The 18,930-nt window shown below is 71.0% G+C and carries 11 protein-coding genes; 9 read left to right on the plus strand and 2 right to left on the minus strand.

Features of this window, described 5'->3' with window-relative positions; translation table 11 throughout:
* Positions 1-1,712: condensation domain-containing protein (locus K8625_RS42180; protein ID WP_255666424.1), on the minus strand; the 1,712-nt coding region annotated here is incomplete at its 3' end.
* 380 nt (positions 1,713-2,092) lie between these two features.
* Positions 2,093-2,842: a cyclic nucleotide-binding domain-containing protein gene (locus K8625_RS42185; RefSeq protein ID WP_223785904.1), complete on the minus strand. Its 750-nt coding sequence runs from the start codon at positions 2,840-2,842 to the stop codon at positions 2,093-2,095.
* A gap of 586 nt (positions 2,843-3,428) precedes the next feature.
* On the opposite strand from K8625_RS42185, the gene K8625_RS42190 reads away from it, so the two are divergent.
* The 9 genes from K8625_RS42190 to K8625_RS42230 all read left to right on the plus strand — a co-directional run bounded on the left by K8625_RS42190 (position 3,429) and on the right by K8625_RS42230 (position 18,930).
* The gene (locus tag K8625_RS42190; protein ID WP_223785905.1) at positions 3,429-4,202 is read left to right on the plus strand and encodes a 2,3-dihydro-2,3-dihydroxybenzoate dehydrogenase; all 774 of its coding nucleotides are present in this window, start codon (positions 3,429-3,431) and stop codon (positions 4,200-4,202) included.
* 135 nt (positions 4,203-4,337) lie between these two features.
* Positions 4,338-5,555, plus strand: coding sequence for an isochorismate synthase DhbC (gene dhbC / locus K8625_RS42195; RefSeq protein ID WP_223785906.1), 1,218 nt, complete (start codon positions 4,338-4,340; stop codon positions 5,553-5,555).
* Positions 5,552-7,183, plus strand: coding sequence for a (2,3-dihydroxybenzoyl)adenylate synthase (locus tag K8625_RS42200; RefSeq protein WP_223785907.1), 1,632 nt, complete (start codon positions 5,552-5,554; stop codon positions 7,181-7,183). The genes dhbC and K8625_RS42200 overlap by 4 nt, the downstream gene beginning before the upstream one ends.
* 42 nt (positions 7,184-7,225) lie before the next feature.
* Positions 7,226-8,152, plus strand: coding sequence for an isochorismatase family protein (locus K8625_RS42205; RefSeq protein ID WP_223749098.1), 927 nt, complete (start codon positions 7,226-7,228; stop codon positions 8,150-8,152).
* A 69-nt stretch (positions 8,153-8,221) separates the two neighbouring features.
* The gene (locus K8625_RS42210; protein ID WP_223785908.1) at positions 8,222-12,844 is read left to right on the plus strand and encodes a thioester reductase domain-containing protein; all 4,623 of its coding nucleotides are present in this window, start codon (positions 8,222-8,224) and stop codon (positions 12,842-12,844) included.
* Positions 12,841-14,217: a class II 3-deoxy-7-phosphoheptulonate synthase gene (locus K8625_RS42215; protein ID WP_223785909.1), complete on the plus strand. Its 1,377-nt coding sequence runs from the start codon at positions 12,841-12,843 to the stop codon at positions 14,215-14,217. The genes K8625_RS42210 and K8625_RS42215 overlap by 4 nt, the downstream gene beginning before the upstream one ends.
* A 60-nt stretch (positions 14,218-14,277) precedes the next feature.
* Complete coding sequence (gene mxcH, locus K8625_RS42220) at positions 14,278-16,893, plus strand: TonB-dependent siderophore myxochelin receptor MxcH (protein WP_223785910.1); 2,616 nt, start codon at positions 14,278-14,280, stop codon at positions 16,891-16,893.
* 48 nt (positions 16,894-16,941) lie between these two features.
* Positions 16,942-18,171: a hypothetical protein gene (locus tag K8625_RS42225; RefSeq protein ID WP_223785911.1), complete on the plus strand. Its 1,230-nt coding sequence runs from the start codon at positions 16,942-16,944 to the stop codon at positions 18,169-18,171.
* Between the two features lie 93 nt (positions 18,172-18,264).
* Positions 18,265-18,930, plus strand: a complete 666-nt coding sequence (locus K8625_RS42230; protein WP_223749103.1) for a MotA/TolQ/ExbB proton channel family protein — start codon at positions 18,265-18,267, stop codon at positions 18,928-18,930.

Raw genomic sequence — 18,930 nt, forward strand, 5'->3', positions numbered from 1 at the left:
TCCCCTCCCCACACCACCGCCACCGCCTCCGGCGTCCGCCTCGCCTGCGCCTCCACCAGCTCGTGCGCGCAGACCTCGACGCGAGTCTCCGACGGCGCGGGGTTCCAGCTCTCCAGCGCGAGCCGCCGGTCCGACTCCGTGAGGAGCGACAGTTCGGACAGCCGGACATCGGGCGCGAGCACCGCGCGCTCCAGCAACCGCTCCAGGTGCGCGACGAGGCGCTCGGCCGACGCGGGCTCGTACAAGTCCGTGCGGTACTCCAGCGTGCCCGTGAGCCCCGCGGGGGACTCACTCAACGTCAGCGTGAAGTCGAACTTCGACGTGCCACTGTCGACATCGAGCGGACGGAAGCGCAGCCCCGGGCTCTCGAGCGCCGCCATGGGCGTGTTGACCAGCACCAGCGCGACCTCGAAGAAGGGCGTCCGCTTCGGCTGTCGCTCCGGCTGGAGCACCTCGACCAGCTTCTCGAAGGGCACGTCCTGGTGCGAGTACGCACCCAGCGTCGTCTCCCGAACCCGCTTCAGGAGCTCACGGAACGTCGGCTCCCCCTCCAGCTTCGTGCGCAGCACCAGCGTGTTCACGAAGAAGCCGATCAACCCCTCCGTGTCCGCGGAGGTCCTCCCCGCCACGGGAGCCCCCACGCAGATGTCGTCCTGCCCCGAGTAGCGCGCCAGCAGCGCCTGCAGCCCCGCGAGCAGGCCCATGAACAGCGTCGCGCCCTCCTGTCGGCAGAAGCCGCGCAGCATCCGCACCAGCCCCACCGGCAGCGTCACCTTGATGACCGCGCCCGGGTTCGACGTGTCCTCGCCGCGAGGGTGGTCCGTCGGCAGCTCCAGCGAAGGAGGAGCTCCGTCCAGCTGCTTGCGCCACCACTCGACCTGACGCTCCAGCGCCTCGCCACGCAGCCGGTCGCGCTGCCGCACCGCGTGGTCCACGTACTGGATGGGGAGCTCGGGCAACGGGGACGCGCGGCCCGCGCTGAAGGCCTCGTAGAGCGCCACCATCTCCCGGATGAGCACCGCGATGGACCACGCGTCCGAGACGATGTGATGCATCGTCACCACCACCAGGTGCTCGCTCTCCTGGAGCCGCAGCAAGCGCGCGCGCAACAGCGGCCCTCGCACCAGGTCGAACGGCTTGCGCGCCTCCTCGCGCACCGCGCGCAGCCCCAGCGCCTCGCGCTCCGACGCGGGCAGGTAGCGCAGGTCCTCCACCTCCAGCGCCATCGGCGCGTTGCCCGCGTGCGCCACCACCTGCAACGGCCGCCCATCCCGCGCCGGGAATACCGTGCGCAGCGACTGGTGCCGACACACCAGCTCCGTGAAGGCCCGCTCCAACGCGGCCACATCGAGCGTGCCCTCCAACCGGATGGCCGCCGGCAGGTTGTAGAGCGCGCTGCCCGGCGCGTACTGGTCCAGGAACCACAGCCGCTGCTGCGCGAAGGACAACTCCGCCTGCCGCTCGCACGGCACCAGCGACGACGGCCGCTCCCGCGACGCGCGCACCGGCTCCAGCACCTCTCCGGGCCGCAGCGCCACCAACGCGTCGATGCGCCCCGCCAGCGCCTCCACCGTCCCCAGGTCGAACATCTCCTGGAGCGACACCTCCACGCGCATCACCGTCCGGATGCGTGACAACACCTGCGTCGCCAGCAACGAGTGGCCCCCCAGCTCGAAGAAGCCATCGAGCGCGCCCACTTGCTGAATGTTCAATACCTCACTCCAGATGAGCGCCACCGCGCGTTCGGTCTCGGTGCGGGGCTCCATCGCACGGGTGACGCTGCGCTCAACGCGAAGGTCCTGGGAGCGTGGCTGGGTCATGAGAGAGGGGCCTGGGAGGGGAGTCCAGGTAAAACATGTCTTACATACAAAACCGGTGTAATTGCACGCAGCCTCCCCACAAGGACGTGCGGTTCACACTTCCGAGCGTGGTGTGCGCGGGACCCGGGCTGAAGCGTTCGCGTCAGGGCACTCGGAAAATTGCCCCACACCTGGATACGCGACCCGTGCGGGCACGTCCGACGCGATGCGTGTGACGCGCCCGCACATGACTCGAGCGATCAACCAGGCTCAGCGCTGAACGGAGGCGCGCTTCACTCCGACGGGTTGACGATGACGTCCATCGTCCGGTGCATGCGCTCCAGCCCCAGGCTCACCAGCGCACGACGAATCTCCGCCTGTCCCCAGAAGAACTTGCGGAACACGTCACGGTCCAGGCGCAGCAACGTGCACGGCGTCAGCGTCTTCACCGTCGCCGTCGCGAGCCGTCCTCGCAGCAACGACACCTCGCCGAAGATGGCGCCCTCCCCCATGTCCGGATACGGGGTGACACGACCATCCGGGTGCGTGTGGAAGACAGCGCACCTGCCGCGCAGCAGGATGTAGAGCGCCTCGCCGGGGACGCCGCGCGTGAGCAGCGTCTCCCCCGCGCCGATGGAACAGGGCACCAGCGCGCTGCCCAATTGCGCCCACAGCTCCGGTGACAACCCGCGCAGCAGCGGGCTGCTCCGCAACGCATCTTCCAGCAACCGCTCGCGGCATCGCATCTCGACCACCGGCGCCTCCAGCCCGTGACGCGCGCCCATCAGCACCAGCCCCGTCCGGGTCAGCTCGCGTAGCACGGTGCGCTCCATCGTCACCACGCTCGCGGTCCGCGGACACTTCGTCATCAGCGCCAGTTCGCCGAAGAAGTGCCCCCCCGACAGCTGCCCCACCATGCGCGCCTCGGCGCCGGCGGGCTCCCGGTACACCCCCACCCGCCCCTCCAGGATGACGAACATCGACGAGCCCGGGTCTCCCTCGCGCACCACCACCCGCCCCGCCGGCAGGAACCGCGTCCACACGGGGAGTGGAGCCCGCCCCACCGGCTCCCGGTCTCTTGAAGGGATGGTCGGCACCGCCGGAGGCCCCTCTCCGTCATTCTCGGGGTTCCGAGAATCCGGAGACACGACTGGCAATGCGGTGGACCGGCTCATCGTCATGCCCCCCTCGGACACAGAGTGGATACGTATGACAGACGTCTCCACCGTCCGGAATTGTCGTTGGGAAGAAAACTTCCTCCCAGCAGCCCGCCGGTACTACGGGATTCCCACATGCATTTCCCGCCCGCCGCGGGACGCCAACCCCCATCCCTTCCCTCGGGAGGACGGCCCGGCCGAGGCCTTGTTGGCGGTTGCCGCCGGGTCCTCGGGCGTCAAACGAAACAACGCGGGGATGACAGACACCACCGCCCCACGTCCCGGTGATGGAAGACAACCTCACACCGGAAGGCGCCCCGAAATACTCCGCAACCTTCGCGCACCGTGTCACCACCCTTGACACCTTCGATTGCGCATGGCACTTAGACGTCCAATAACGATAATGAGAACCATTCTCATTATCCCACTCTCTGGACGGACCCTCGGGCCCAGGACGAAGGAGACGGACTCGATGGGAGACACACCGCGGGTGGCACTGGTGACGGGCGCGGCGCGGGGCATCGGCGCCGAGGTCGCGCGGGTGCTGGCCCCCGAGGCGACCATCGCCGCCCTCGACACGAACGCCGAGGGGCTGCTGGCGCTGGTGGCGGAGCTGCGAGCGCGGGGACAGAAGGCCAGCGCATGGCCGGTCAGCGTCAGTGACGCCGCGGCGGTGGAGACGGCGGTCGAGCGCATCGAGAAGGAGCTGGGCCCCATCCACATCCTGGTGAACGTGGCGGGCGTGCTGCGCATGTCCTCCATCGTGGACCTGAGCGACGAGGACTGGGCGACGACCTTCGGGGTGAACACGAACGGCGTGTTCCATGTCTCGCGCGCGGTGGCGCGTCGCATGGTCCCCCGGCGCGAGGGGGTCATCGTCACCGTGGCCTCCAACGCCTCCAGCACGCCCCGGCTGCGGATGGGCGCCTACGCCGCGTCCAAGGCCGCCTCCACCATGTTCACCAAGTGCCTGGGCCTGGAGCTGGCGCAATACGGCATCCGCTGCAACGTGGTGTCTCCGGGCTCCACGGACACCGACATGCAGCGGGGCATGTGGAAGGACGCCAACGGCGCCCAGGCCGTCATCGCCGGCTCCTCCGAGACCTTCCGCGTCGGCATCCCGCTCAAGCGCATCGCCGACCCGCGAGACATCGCCCACGCGGTGCAGTTCCTGGTGTCGGACCGCGCGCGCCACATCACCCTGCACGACCTGTGTGTCGACGGCGGCGCCACCCTGGGCACCTGAGCACGTGCCCGCCCCCGCCGGGCACCCGTGGTTCTCTGTTCGACTTGTTACCTTTGTTTCACGATTGAAACAGTGGAAGGCCACGGGAGTCGCGTCCGATGCGTGCTCCGGGTCCTCCGCGACTGGAGGTTGGCTGTGAAGACGACCGAAGTGGCACCCCAGAAGCTGGCGGCGCAGTTGCTCGAGAGCTACGAGGCCGGCTCCTCCTTCTTCTTCGCCTCGCCACGCCGGACGTTGTTGGCGCGGGGCACCTTCGCCACGGTGCCGCACGTGGGCGGCCAGAGCTCGCTGGAGCGGCTGGGCGAGCGCGTGGCCAAGGTGCTGAGCGACGCGCGCCAGGCGGACCATGACATCCCGGTGGCGGTGGGCGCGGTGCCCTTCGTCGGCCGCGCGCCCGCGCAGCTCGTGGTGCCGATGACGCTCCAGCGCGCCGGCCCGCTCGTGTTCGACGACGTGGCCATGCCGCACCCCGTCCTCCCGCAGAGCTACACGGTGCGCCCGGTGCCGGAGCCCGCCGCGTACCTGGACGGCGTGGCCCAGGCGCTCAAGCTCATGCAGAGCGGCCCCCTGCGCAAGGTGGTGCTGTCGCGCTCGCTGCACCTGAGCGCCACCACGCCCATCGACCTGCAGCGGCTGCTGCACAACCTGGCCCGCCGCAACCCGTCCGGCTTCACCTTCGCCGTGGACCTGCCCGGCGCCAGCGCGGGCGAGGGCCGGCGCACGCTCATCGGCGCGAGCCCCGAGCTGCTCGTGTCTCGCAACGGGATGCAGGTGGTGGCCAACCCGCTGGCGGGCTCCGCCGCGCGCAGCCCGGACCCCGTCGAGGACCAGGCCCGGGCGGCCCGCCTCCTCGAGTCCCCCAAGGATCTGCACGAGCACGCGGTGGTCATCGACGCGGTGGCGGAGGCGATGCGTCCGTTCTGCAAGACGCTGGAGGTGCCGGCCCTGCCGTCGCTCGTCAGCACGCAGACGATGTGGCACCTGTCCAGCCGCATCGTCGGGGAGATCGCCGACCCGTCCATCTCCTCGCTGACGCTGGCGATGGCGCTGCACCCCACGCCGGCCGTGTGCGGCTTCCCCACGGAGCTGGCGCACGAGGCCATCGGCCACATCGAGCCGTTCGACCGGGGCTACTTCACGGGCACCGTGGGCTGGTGCGACGCCAACGGCGACGGCCAGTGGGCGGTGACCATCCGGTGCGCGGAGGCGGACGAGAGCTCGCTGCGGCTGTTCGCGGGCGCGGGCATCGTCGCGGGCTCCAAGCCGGAGTCGGAGCTGGCGGAGACCGAGGCCAAGTTCCGCACCATGCTCCAGGCCATGGGCCTGGGCCAGGGCGCCGAGGTGAAGCCATGAGCACGACCGCGTCCCGGCTCCCCGGCTGCCCCACCTGGCCGGAGGAATATGCCGCGCGCTACCGCGCCGCGGGCTACTGGCGCGGGGAGACCTTCGGCAAGCTCCTGCGCGAGCGCGCCGAGCGCCACGGCGACCTCACCGCGCTGGTCTCCGGCGCCGAGCGGCTCACGTACCGGCAGCTCGACGCGCGCGTGGACCAGCTCGCCGCGGGCCTGCACGGCCTGGGCATCCGCGCGCAGGACCGGGTGGTGGTGCAGTTGCCCAACATCGCCGCGTTCTACGAGGTGTGCTTCGCGCTGTTCCGGCTGGGCGCCCTGCCCGTCTTCGCCCTGCCCGCGCACCGCGGCTCGGAGATCGGCTACTTCTGCGAGTTCACCGAGGCGGTCGCCTACGTCATCGCGGACCGCCACGGCGGCTTCGACTACCGCAACCTCGCCTCCTCCGTGCAGGCGAAGACGCCCACACTCAAGCACGTCCTCGTCGTGGGCGACGCGGGCCCCTTCACCTCGCTGGAGAGCCTGTACGCCGCTCAACCCGTGGCGCTGACCGAGCCCCGCCCCGACGACGTCGCCTTCTTCCAGCTGTCCGGCGGCAGCACGGGCGTGCCCAAGCTCATCCCGCGCACGCACGACGACTACATCTACAGCCTCCGGGCCAGCGCGGAGATCTGCCAGCTCGACACCTCCAGCGTGTACCTGTGCGCGCTGCCGGCGGCGCACAACTTCCCCATGAGCTCGCCGGGCGTGTTCGGCACGTTCTACGCGGGTGGCACCGCGGTGCTGGCCCTGCACCCCAGCCCCGACGTGGCCTTCCCCCTCATCGAGAAGGAGAAGGTCACCATCACCGCCCTGGTGCCGCCCCTGGCCATGGTGTGGATGGACTCGGCCAAGGCGCGCCGGCATGACCTGTCCAGCCTGCGCGTGCTCCAGGTGGGCGGCGCCAGGTTCAGCGCCGAGGCCGCCGCGCGCGTGAAGCCCACGCTGGGCTGCACCGTGCAGCAGGTCTTCGGCATGGCCGAGGGCCTGGTCAACTACACGCGCCTGGACGACTCCGAGGAGCGCATCGTCAACACCCAGGGCCGCCCCATCTGCGTGGACGACGAGCTTCGCATCGTCGACGAGGACGGGCAGGACGTCGCGGTGGGCGAGACGGGCCAGTTGCTCACGCGCGGGCCGTACACCATCCGCGGCTACTACAAGGCGGAGACGCATAACGCGCGCGCCTTCACCCCCGACGGCTTCTACTGCACCGGAGACCTGGTGCGCATGACGCCGGACGGCTACCTGGTGGTCGAGGGCCGCGCGAAGGATCAGATCAACCGCGGCGGTGACAAGGTGGCGGCCGAAGAGGTGGAGAACCACCTGCTGGCGCACCCCGCGGTTCACGACGCCGCCGTCGTGTCCATGCCGGATGCGTTCCTGGGCGAGCGCACCTGCGCGTTCGTCATCCCGCGCGGCACGCCGCCTCCGGCCACGTCGCTCACCGCGTTCCTGCGGGAGCGGGGCCTGGCGGCCTTCAAGATTCCGGACCGGGTCGAGTTCCTCGACGCGTTCCCCAAGACGGGTGTCGGCAAGGTCAGCAAGAAGGCGCTGCGCGAGAAGCTCAGTCAGCCCAACGCGCCCCGCTGAAGCCCACTCCCCCCACGTCCGCACCAGAAAGGCTCTTCCCCCATGGCGCTCCCCGCCATCTCCCCCTATCCGATGCCCGGCGCCGCCGACCTGCCCAAGAACAAGGTCGCCTGGAAGCTCGAGCCGAAGCGCGCGGTGCTGCTCATCCACGACATGCAGCACTACTTCGTGAACGCCTTCACGCCGGGCCAGTCGCCCGTGAAGGAGCTGGTCCCCAACATCCAGCGGCTGCGCCAGCACGCCCACTCGATGGGCATCCCCGTGGCGTACTCCGCGCAGCCGGGAGGCCAGACGCCGGAGCAGCGCGGGCTCCTGCTGGACTTCTGGGGGGGCGGCATCCCCGACGCCCCGGAGCAGAAGAAGATCATCGACGAGCTGACGCCCACCCACGTCGACCTCCAGCTCACCAAGTGGACCTACAGCGCGTTCCGCCGCACGGACCTGCTGAACACGATGCGCGCGCTCGGGCGGGATCAGCTCATCATCTGCGGCATCTACGCGCACATCGGCTGCCTGCAGACGGCCAGCGACGGCTTCATGAGCCACATCCAGCCCTTCCTCGTCGCGGACGCGCTGGGTGACTTCTCGCTCGACCACCACCACCTCGCGCTCAACTACGCCGCGAAGCTGTGCGCGGTCACCACCACCACGCAGCAGGTCCTGGAGATGCTGGGCGCGCCCGGGCCGACGACGCTCCCGCGCCTGACCCGGCAGCAGATTCGCGCGGAGGTCGCGGAGATGCTCCAGCAGTCGGTGCAGGAGGTGGATGAGGACGCGAACCTGCTCGAGCTCGGCCTGGACTCCATCCGCCTGATGAGCCTGGTGGAGCGCTGGAGGAGCTACGGCTTCGAGTCCTCCTTCGTGGAGCTGGCCGAACGCCCCACGCTGACCGAGTGGTACTCGATGCTCGGCGCCATGACGCTCCCGCTCCCGGACGCCAGCAGCGTCCAGGTGTCCGCCCGCTCGTAGTGCACCGCTGACGGAGCGAGGCCTCCTCCACCTCGCTCCCGCTCGACGTCCCCCCAGAAGGATCTGGCGATGCCCGAATCACACGCCGCACCCTGGCCGCTCTCCGCGGCGCAGCACGGAATCTGGGTCGGTCAGCAGCTCGACCTCGCCAGCCCCATCTACAACGCCGGCGAGTGCATCGAGCTGCGCGGCGCCATCGACCCCGCGCACTTCGAGGCCGCCGTCCGGCAGACCGTCTCCGAGGCCGAGGCCCTCCACGCGCGCTTCGAGACCACCGAGGCGGGCCCCTCGCAGCAGGTCACGCCGCGGGTGGACTGGGCGCTCCAGCACGTCGACCTGACGTCCGCCGAGGACCCGTGGGCCGCCGCCCAGGCGTGGATGCGCGAGGACCTGACGCGCACCGTGGACCTCACCCGTGGTCCCCTCTTCGCGCAGGTCCTGTTCAAGGCCGGTCCCGAGCGCTGGTTCTGGTTCCAGCGCGTCCACCACATCGCGATGGACGGGTTCGGCTTCTCGCTGCTCGCCCGCCGCGTGGCGGACCTCTACACCTCGCGCGTCACGGGAAAGGCCGCGCCCGCGGGCTTCGGCCCCCTGCGTCCCGTGCTGGACGAGGACGCCGCGTACCGCGCGGGGCCGCAGCTCGAGAAGGACCGTGAGTTCTGGGTCGGCCGGCTCACGGACGCGCCCTTGCCGGTGACGCTGGCCCCGCCCGCGCCCATGTCCGCCACCTTCGTCCGCGCCACGCGGCAGCTCGAGAAGGTCGACGTGGAGCGGATGCAGACCGTGGCGAAGCAGGTGGGCCTGACGTGGCCGGACCTGGTGCTCGCCGCGGCCGCCGCGTGGATCCACCAGCGCACGGGCGCGCCCGAGGTGGTGCTGGGGCTGCCGGTGATGACGCGGCTGGGCTCGGCGGCGATCCGCGTGCCGTGCATGGCGATGAACATCGTGCCCCTGCGCGTGCCCGTGGCGGCGGACGCCTCGCTCGCGTCGCTGGCGCGCGACATCGCCGCGGAGCTGAAGGCGTCCCGGCCGCACCTGCGCTACCGCTACGAGCAGCTGCGCCGCGACCTGCGCCGCGTGGGTGGTCAGCGCAAGCTGTTCGGGCCCGTGGTCAACATCATGCCGTTCGACTACGGCCTGCGCTTCGCGGGGCTGCCCGGCATCGCGCACAACGTCTCCGCGGGCCCGGTGGAGGACCTCTCCATCGGCATGTACGCCCGCTCCGACGGCGGCGGCCTGCGCGTCGACTTCGACGCGAACCCCTCCTGCTACGACGCGCGCACGGTGGACAGCCACCAGCGCGAGTTCCTCCAGGCGCTCGACACCTGGCTGGGCGCGCCGGATGCGCCCGTGCGTGGCCAGGGCGCGGGGGTCTCCTCCGCCGAGGCCTCGCTGCTCGACGGCGGCCCGCTCCCCACGGCGCCCCGGCCCGTCCTCGAGCTGATGGAGCAGCAGGTCCGCGAGCAGCCGGACGCCATCGCCGTGGAGCACGGCGGGTTCCGGCTCACATACCGCGAGCTGTGGGAGTCCTCCGGAGCGCTCGCGGCCCGGCTCATCGAGCAGGGCGCGCGCGCCGACACCCCCGTGGCGGTGAAGGTGCCTCGCGGGCTCGACGCCATCATCGCGTCCTTGGGCATCCTCCGCGCTGGCGCGGGCTACCTGCCGCTCGACCCGAACGGCCCCGCGTCCCGCGCCTCGGCCATCCTCGAGGACGCCACGCCCTCGCTGCTCGTGCTCCCCTCCGATGCCGTCGAGGCCACCGATGCGAGCCCTCGCGCCTCGGGGCACCTGGACATCCAGCGGCGCGACGTCGCCGTCGCCGAGCAGCCCACGCGCGCCGCCGGTGAGCACCTGGCGTACGTCATCTACACGTCCGGCTCCACGGGCCAGCCCAACGGCGTGCAGATTTCCCACGACGCGCTGGCGCACTTCGTCGCGGGTGCCACGCACCGTTACCGCTTCACCCGCGAGGACCGGGTCCTCCAGTTCGCGCCGCTGCACTTCGACGCCAGCGTGGAGGAGGTCTTCCTGACGTTGTGTGTGGGTGGACGCCTGGTGCTGCGCACCGACGAGATGCTCCAGTCGGTGCCGCGCCTGCTCGAGGCCTGCGCGGCCCACGGCATCACCGTGCTCGACCTGCCCACCGCCTTCTGGCACGAGCTGGCCTATGCCGTGTCCACGGGCGCGGCGAAGCTGCCCTCCTCCCTGCGCACGGTCATCATCGGCGGCGAGGCCGCGCTCCCGGAGCGGGTCGCCCGCTGGCGCGCCACGGTGGGCCCGAGCGTGGAGTTGCTCAACACCTACGGCCCCACCGAGGCCACGGTGGTGGCGACGGTGGCCTCGCTCAGCGATGCGAAGGCCCCCACGTCCGAGCTGCCGATGGCCGACGTGCGCGCGGACACGACGACCTCGCGCGGTGAAGCGAACGCCCCCGCGTCCGAGCGTGACGAGGTCGCCATCAGCGTGCCGCCGCCCGGCATGCGCTCGGACACGACGACCTTGCGCGCTGACGCGAATGGCTCCGCGTCCGACCGTGACGAGGTCCCCATCGGCGTGCCGCCGCCCGGCATGCGCTCGGACACAACGACCTCGCTCGCTGACGCGAACGGCCTCACGTCCGAGCGTGACGAGGTCCCCATCGGCGTGCCGCTGCCCGGCGTGCGCGCGGCGCTGGTGGACGCGCACGGTCGCATCGTCGACCGGGGCTCCGAGGGCGAGCTGTGCCTGTTGGGTGGCGCGCTCGCGCGCGGCTACCTGGGACGCCCGGAGCTGGACAAGGCCCGCTTCATCTCGCTGGCCGCGCTGCCCGGCCAGCCCCGAGCCTACCGCACCGGCGACAAGGCTCGGATGCGCGAGGACGGACAGCTGGTCTTCGTCGGCCGCGTGGACGACGAGCTGAAGATCAGCGGCCACCGCATCGACCCCGCCGAGGTGGAGACGGTGCTGCTCGGCCACCCCGGCGTGCGCGAGGCCGCCGTGGTGGGCCAGACGCTCCCGGGTGGCGCTCGCCGGCTGTGCGCGCACATCGTCGCGGAGTCACCGGCACCGTCCGCCGCGGACCTGCGCAAGCACCTGCTCGCGAACCTGCCGGCCCCCATGGTGCCCGGCGCCATCGTGTTCGTGGAGCGACTGCCTCGCACCAGCACCGGGAAGATCGACCGCGCCGAGCTGCGCAAGGCAGCCGTGGTCGACCCCGCCACCCGGACGGCGCAGGCCACCACGGAGCTTGAGCGCGTGGTGCTGGGCATCTGGGAGGAGGTCCTGGGCGCCACGGGCCTCACCGCGCAGGATGACTTCTTCGACCGCGGCGGCCAGTCCCTCCAGAGCATCCAGGTGGCCAACCGCCTGGGCATCGCCCTGGGCCGCGAGGTCCCCGTCGCCACGGTGTTCCGCTACCCCACGGCCGCCGCACTCGCCCAGGCACTGGAGCACGGCGAGTCCAGCGGCCACGACACCTCCGGCCCGAGCACGACGATGCTCGCGGACGCCGAGCTGTCCGAGGACATCGTCCCCCGCCTCGCGGCTCCCGCGACGACGGGAGCCGCGCGCACCTTCGAGGCGCTGTTCCCCGAGCCCCGCCAGGTGCTGCTCACCGGTGCCACCGGCTTCGTCGGCGCGCACCTGCTCGACCAGCTCCTGCGCCAGACCCAGGCGCGCGTGGTGTGCCTGGTGCGCGCCAAGGACGAAGCCCAGGCCCTGGAGCGCATCCGCGCGGCGATGACGTCACAGCGGCTGTCGACCGAGGGCCTCGGCGAGCGCGTCCTCGCGCTCCCGTCGGACCTCACCCAGCCCTCGCTCGGTCTCAATAGCGCGCGCTTCCATGGGCTCGCGGCCGAGTGCGACGTCATCCTGCACAACGCCGCCGTGGTGAGCGTGGTGCGAGAGTACGGCAGCCTCCAGGCCGTCAACGTCCGGGGCACGCGCGAGCTGCTGCGGCTGGCCGCCGCCGTGCGGCCCAAGCCCTTCCACTACGTGTCCACGCTGGCCGTGGCGCCCCAGGCCGATGTCAGCCCCGAGGTGCCCGAGGACTTCGTGCCCGCGCACCCCGGCCTGCGCGACGGCTACCAGCAGAGCAAGTGGGTCGCGGAGCGGCTCGTGCAACAGGCGTCCGAGCGGGGCCTGCCCGTCGCCGTGTACCGGCTGGGCCGCGTCGTCGGCGCCACCGACACCGCCATCGTCAACCCGCAGGACCTGGTCTGGCGGATCCTCCTGGCGGGCATCCCCGCCCGCACGCTGCCGATGCTCGAGGTGGGCGAGACGTGGACGCCCGTCGACTACGTGGCGCGCGCCATCGTCAAGCTGTCGCGCACGGCCACGCCCGGCACGGTGTTCAACGTCACGCCCGTCCCCGACGTGCGCCTGCCGGACCTGTTCCGCTGGGTGCGCGAGTACGGCTACCCCGTGGACCTGCTCCCCGTCCCCCAGTGGCGCGCCCAGGTCGCCGAGCGCGCGGGCACCGCCGACAACACCACCACGCTGGCCTTCTTCGACCTGCGCTCCGGTGACTCCCAACCCGCGTTCGGCCTGGGGCCCATCCGCTGTCAGCGCCTCCATCACGCCCTGGAGGGCACGGCCATCACCTGCCCCCCCGCGGACCGCCCCCTCTTCTTCCGATACCTCGCCTACTGCGTCGCGAACGGCCTGCTGCCGGCGACGTCCGGCACCCCTCTGGAAACGGCCCCCTCCCGATGAACCGAACCTGGAACCCCCGCACCTGGCGGCAGAAGCCCGTGAAGTACATGCCGGAGGACTATCCGGACGCGCGCGCCCTCACGCAGGTCGAGGACGAGCTGTCCCGGCTGCCCCTGCTGGTGAACCCCGCGGAGACGCGCCGGCTCACCTCCGCCCTGGCCCAGGTCGCCCAGGGCAAGGCCTTCCTGCTCCAGGGCGGCGACTGCGCGGAGAGCTTCAAGGAGTTCACCTCCGACAACATCCGCGACACCTTCCGCCTCATCCTCCAGATGGCGCTGGTGCTCACGTTCGCCGGCGGCAGGCCCGTGGTGAAGGTGGGCCGCATCGCCGGCCAGTTCGCCAAGCCGCGCTCCAGCCCCGTGGAGACGCTCGACGGCGTCACCCTCCCCGCGTATCGCGGCGACATCATCAACGGCATGGACTTCGACGCCGCGGAGCGCACGCCCGACCCCAAGCGCCTGCTCAAGGCCTACCACCAGTCCTCCGCCACGCTGAACCTGCTCCGGGCCTATGCCCAGAGCGGTTACGCGGACCTGTGCAACCTGCACCAGTGGTCGCTCGACTCCGTCGCCGGCACGCCCGGCGCCGACAGCTACCGCAAGCTCGCCGACTCCATCTTCGAGTCGCTGTGCTTCATCAACGCGCTCAGCCCCACCGCCGAGCACAACACGCCGTCCCCCATCCCCGTGGACCTGTTCACCAGCCACGAGGCCCTGCTCCTCAACTTCGAGGAGACGATGACCCGCCAGGAGTCCTCCAGCGGCCACTGGTACGACGGCTCCGCCCACATGCTCTGGATTGGCGAGCGCACCCGCCAGCTCGACGGCGGCCACGTCGAGTTCATGCGCGGCATCCGTAACCCCATTGGCGTCAAGTGCGGCCCCACGATGGAGCCCGATGACCTGCTGCGCCTGATGGACGCCCTCAACCCGGACGCCCTCCCAGGCCGCCTCACGCTCATCGGCCGCTTCGGCTCCGACAAGGTCGCCGACTGTCTGCCGCGCCTCATGACCGCCACCCGCCGCGACGGCCGCCCCGTCATCTGGTCCATCGACCCGATGCACGGCAACACCCACAAGGCCAGCAACGGCTACAAGACGCGCTCCTTCGACCGCATCCTCTCCGAGGTGAAGACCTTCCTGGAGGTCGCCGCCGCCGAGAGCGTCCACGCCGGCGGCATGCACCTGGAGATGACCGGCCAGAACGTCACCGAGTGCCTGGGCGGCCCGCTCGCCGTTACCGAGGACGACCTCCACAGCCGCTACCACACGCACTGCGACCCTCGCCTGAACGGAGACCAGGCGCTCCAGCTCTCCTTCATGGTCGCGGAAAAGCTCCGGGACATGAAGTCTCCCCATGCCCGTGCAGCCTGACTCAACCCCCAACCCTTGACATCACTGGCACCCCGGGAATAAACGGCCTCGAAAATGAAAATGCGAACCATTTTCATAATCCACACCCGGCGTGGAGCGGGGCGCGTGTTCCAGGGCGCGGCGTTGCTGGCGTGCCTGGCCGCGCCGCTGCCCGTGTGGGCGCAGGTCGACGCTGGGCCCCCTCCTGGCGCGGAGGCACCGCCGCCGTCAGTGGTGCCGCCGAGGCTGGTGACCTTCATCGAGGCGCCCTACCCAGCCGAGGCGGAGCAGGCCGGGCTGGAGGCCACCGTCCGGCTGAAGCTGACGCTGGATGACCAGGGCGGCGTCATCGAGGCGCAGGTCCTGGAACCCCAGGGCCACGGCTTCGACGAGGCGGCGAAGGATGCCGCGCTGCGCTTCCGCTTCGAGCCCGCGCGACGTGACGGGGTCGCCGTCCCCTCGCGCATCGCCTACAGCTACGAGTTCCGGCTCCGCGTCACCCCCGAGCCCACCGTGGTGACGGAGGCTCCCGGCCACGCGCGCGACGTCGCTTCCGAGCCGACCGCATCGGAGGAGCCCGCGCCGCAGGGGCCTTCCTCTCCGGGCGAGACCACCGAGCCACCGCCGGTCATCACCACCGCGCCCGTGGACGTCACCCAGGAGGCCATCGAAGTCACGGTGGAGGGCGAGTCCGTGGCGAACCGTCGGCGGCGATCCGCCGAGTCGGTGAAGGCCATCGAGACGGAGAACCTCCAGCGCGAGGCCGTGGACATGGCCCAGGCGCTGGCGCGCACCGAGGGCGTCGACGTGCGGCGTGGAGGGGGCCTGGGCAGCCGCGCGCGCTTCTCGCTGGCGGGCCTGTCCGAGGACCAGGTGCGCTTCTTCATCGACGGCGTCCCGCTGGAGCTCGCCGGCTTCGGCCCGGACTTCGCGAACGTGCCCGTCAACCTGGTCCAGCGCATGGAGCTGTACCAGGGCGTGGTGCCGGCGCGCTTCGGCGCGGACGCGCTGGGTGGCGCGGTGCACATCGTCACCTCGGAGAACCTCCAGCGCACGGGCGCCTCGGCCTCGTATGAGCTGGGCTCGTTCGAGACGCACCGGGTGACGGCGAGCGCGCAGCACGGCACCGGCTCCGGGATGTTCGTCCGCGCCAGCGGCTTCTTCGACTCCAGCCCCAACGACTACCGGGTGGACGTGAAGGTGGACGACGCCGAGGGCCGCATCCACGACGCGCGCCTGCCGCGCTTCCATGACGCCTTCCGCGCGGGCGGCGGCGGCGTGGAGGTCGGCGTGCTGAACCGGCCCTGGGCCCGCAGGCTCAGCCTGCGCGTCTTCGGCTCCGCCTCCACCAAGGAGGTCCAGCACGACGCCACCATGAGCAACGCGTATGGCGACATCGACACGAGCAACCGCTCCGGTGGCGCCACGCTCCGCTTCGAGCAGCTCGCCGCGCGCGACCTCGTGCTGGACGCCGTGGGGGGTTACGTCTACCGCCGCGCCTCGCTGACGGACCTGGGCTCCTGCGCCTACGACTGGTTCGGCCGCTGCATCCTCACCCTGCCCCAGCCCGGGGAGCTGCAGTCCCGCGCCATCGACCGGCGGGTGGGACAGCACACGGCGTTCGTCCGCGCCAACGCCGGGTGGACCTTCGCTCCGGACCAGATGCTGCGCCTGGCCGTGGCGCCCACGTACGTGACGCGCGCCGGAGAGGACCGCGCGCTGGCGCGGCTGGGACAGCAGGATCCGCTCACGGGGGACCGCGGCCTGTTCAACCTGGTGACGGGGCTCGAGCACGAGCTCGATGCATTCGACGAGCGGCTGGAGAACATCGCCTTCGCCAAGAGCTACGTGCAGCTGGCGCGCGCGGAGCGCATCAGCGCCAGCGGCGCCTTCGCACCCGTCGACCGGGACACCTTCAACTTCGGCGTGGGCGACTCGCTGCGCTACCACGTCACGCCCCGGCTCACCGCCAAGGCCGCGTACGAGTGGGCCACGCGCCTGCCCGGCCCCGATGAGATCTTCGGCGACGGCATGCTCATCGACTCCAACCTCACCCTGGAGCCGGAGACCAGCCACAACGTCAACCTGGAGCTCGCGTTCGACAGCGGCGAGACGCCCCGGGGCACGTTCCGCGGCGGCGCGCTGGGCTTCGCCCGCCTCACCGACCAGTTCATCATGCCCATCGGCCGCGAGGGCTACTTCACCTACCAGAACGTCTTCGCGGCCCGCATCCTGGGCGCCACGGGCGCGGCGGGGTGGACCTCGCCAGGCCAGTACCTCTCGCTGGATGGCAACGCGACCTTCCAGGACATCCGCAACGCCTCCTCCGAGGGCAACTTCGGCGCGTTCGACGGACAGCGCCTGCCCGGCCGGCCCTCGCTCCTGGCCAACGGCAGCGCCCGCTTCCAGCTCAGCGGCCTGGCCTCCGCGCGCGACGAGCTGTCGCTGTCCTGGCACACCCGCTTCGTCAACACCTTCTACCGGGGCTGGGAGGGGCTGGGCAGCAAGGACTCGAAGTCGCGCATCCCCTCGCAGCTGCTGCACTCGCTCGCCGTCACGTACGTCACGCGGACCGCTCGCGCGACGCTGAGCTGGACGGTCGACGTGCGCAACCTCACCGATGCCACCGCCATGGACTTCTTCGGCGTGCAACGCCCTGGCCGCGGCGTGTCCGCCAAGCTGGTCGCCGAGCTCTGACTCAGTCCCCACGCTTCATCTCGCAACGTCGTGAAAGGAAATCCCCCCATGAAGGTCCGTTCGTTCTTCCCCCTGCCGCGCATCACCGCCGCGGCGCTCGCGCTGTCGCTCTTCACGGGCTGCGGTGACGACGAGGACTCCGACGAGGCCGACTACGACGGCCCGCTCTACGCCGCCATCACCCAGTCGAGCGTCGACGGCGAGGCCATCAGCTACGTGGCGCTGCTGCGCTCGGTCGACCAGACCGAGAAGATCTCCCTCAAGGACGCCGTGGAGATTCCCGGCCGCGCGCTCGGCTCCGGCGTCCGCAAGGCGGGCGTGCTGTTCGTCAGCCACAGCGAGGAGGCCAAGGTCGAGCGGTTCAAGATCACCGCCAAGGGCAAGCTCGAGTCCGACGGCGAGGTCAGCTTCAAGGGCCGCGGCATCGACAACATCGAGGAGTACCAGCACCAGTTCCAGTTCATCTCCGACACCAAGGCGTACTTCGTGGACGCCCACACGGCGCAGATCATCGTGTGGAACCCCACCGCGATGTCCGTGACGAGCGCCATCCCCCTGCCGGGCCTGGCCATCGAGGGCGCGCTCACGTCCTTCTCCACCATGCCGGTGCGCGTGGGCACCCGCCTCATCATCCCCATCGCCTGGCGCCCCAGCGCGGACATCGCCGTCATCAACCAGGCCGGCGTGGTGGTCATCGACACCACGAACGACTCGGTCAAGGTCGTCACGGACAACCGCTGCGGCTGGGTGCGTGACAGCGTCGTCGGCCCGGACAACCAGGTGTACCTGGCCACCGAGGCGTACGGCTCCGCCGTCAACCGCCTGAAGGGCGCGGACAAGGCCGCGACGCCCTGCCTCATCCGCTTCAACCCGGAGAGCGGCGCGTTCGACGCGAACTTCTACCGCGAGCTGTCGGGGCTGACCAACGGCACCACCACGGGCTCGCTGCTGCGCGGCCCCAACGGCACCGCCTACCTGCGCGTGCTGGACGAGCAGGGCTACACGGTGGACCCGGAGGCCCACCCGCGCCTGGTCGCCAGCGCCCCGGCCTGGAAGTTCTGGCAGCTCAACCTGAGCACCTTCACCGCCACCGCGGTGAACACACTCCCCGCCTCCTCCGGCAGCACGTTCCTCTACGAGGCGGACGACAACCGCCTGCTCTTCACCGAGTTCACCAACAACTCCTCGCTCACCCACTTCCGTGAGCTCACGGACCAGAGCGGCAAGCTGGTCTTCAGCTCCGACGGCCTCATCTTCTCGTTCCTGCAACTGCGCTGAAGTCCTGGCGGGCTGACCCCGGAGGCACCGGCTTCACACAGGCTGCCTCCGGGGCTGCACCGCGCCCCACCGACGACCTCGAGGACCCGACCCATGCACATCGTCGAAATCGTCAAGGATGTCTTCATCCACTGGGGCGCCAACTGGGTGCTCTGGCTCCTGTTCGCGCTGTCGCTGGTGAGCCTGGGCATCATCCTCGAGCGCTGGTGGTTGTTCCGCACCAAGCAGGACCGGGTCCGCGAGCTGTCCGGCGCGCTGGAGGCGACGCTGTCCACGGGCGACTTCCCCGCCGCCATCTCCAAGCTGGAGAAGCGCACGTCGGTGGGCGCCACCGTGGCGCGCGCGGGCTTGAGGCTGGCGCCGCAGGGCATGACGGCCGCGGAGAAGGGCATGCAGAGCGCGCTCGCCATCGAGCGCTCCACGCTGGAGAACCGGCTGGCCTTCCTGGGCACGCTGGGCAACAACGCGCCGTTCATCGGCCTGTTCGGCACCGTCATCGGCGTGCTGCTGGCCTTCGAGGCGCTGAGCAAGACGCAGGGCGCGCCCTCCGGCACCAGCCAGGTCGCCTCCAACGCGGTGATGGGCAGCATCGCCGAGGCGCTGGTGGCCACCGCCGTCGGCATCGGCGTGGCCCTGCCCGCCGTCGCCGCCTACAACTACTTCCAGCGCCGCATCGCCAGCATCCTCGCGGACGCGGAGGCGCTGACCAACCTGGTGCTGGCCTACGTCTCCGCCCGTGAGCGGAACGGAGGCGCCTGA

The sequence above is a fragment of the Myxococcus sp. AS-1-15 genome (assembly GCF_020037055.1).
Lineage (GTDB): Bacteria > Myxococcota > Myxococcia > Myxococcales > Myxococcaceae > Myxococcus > Myxococcus fulvus.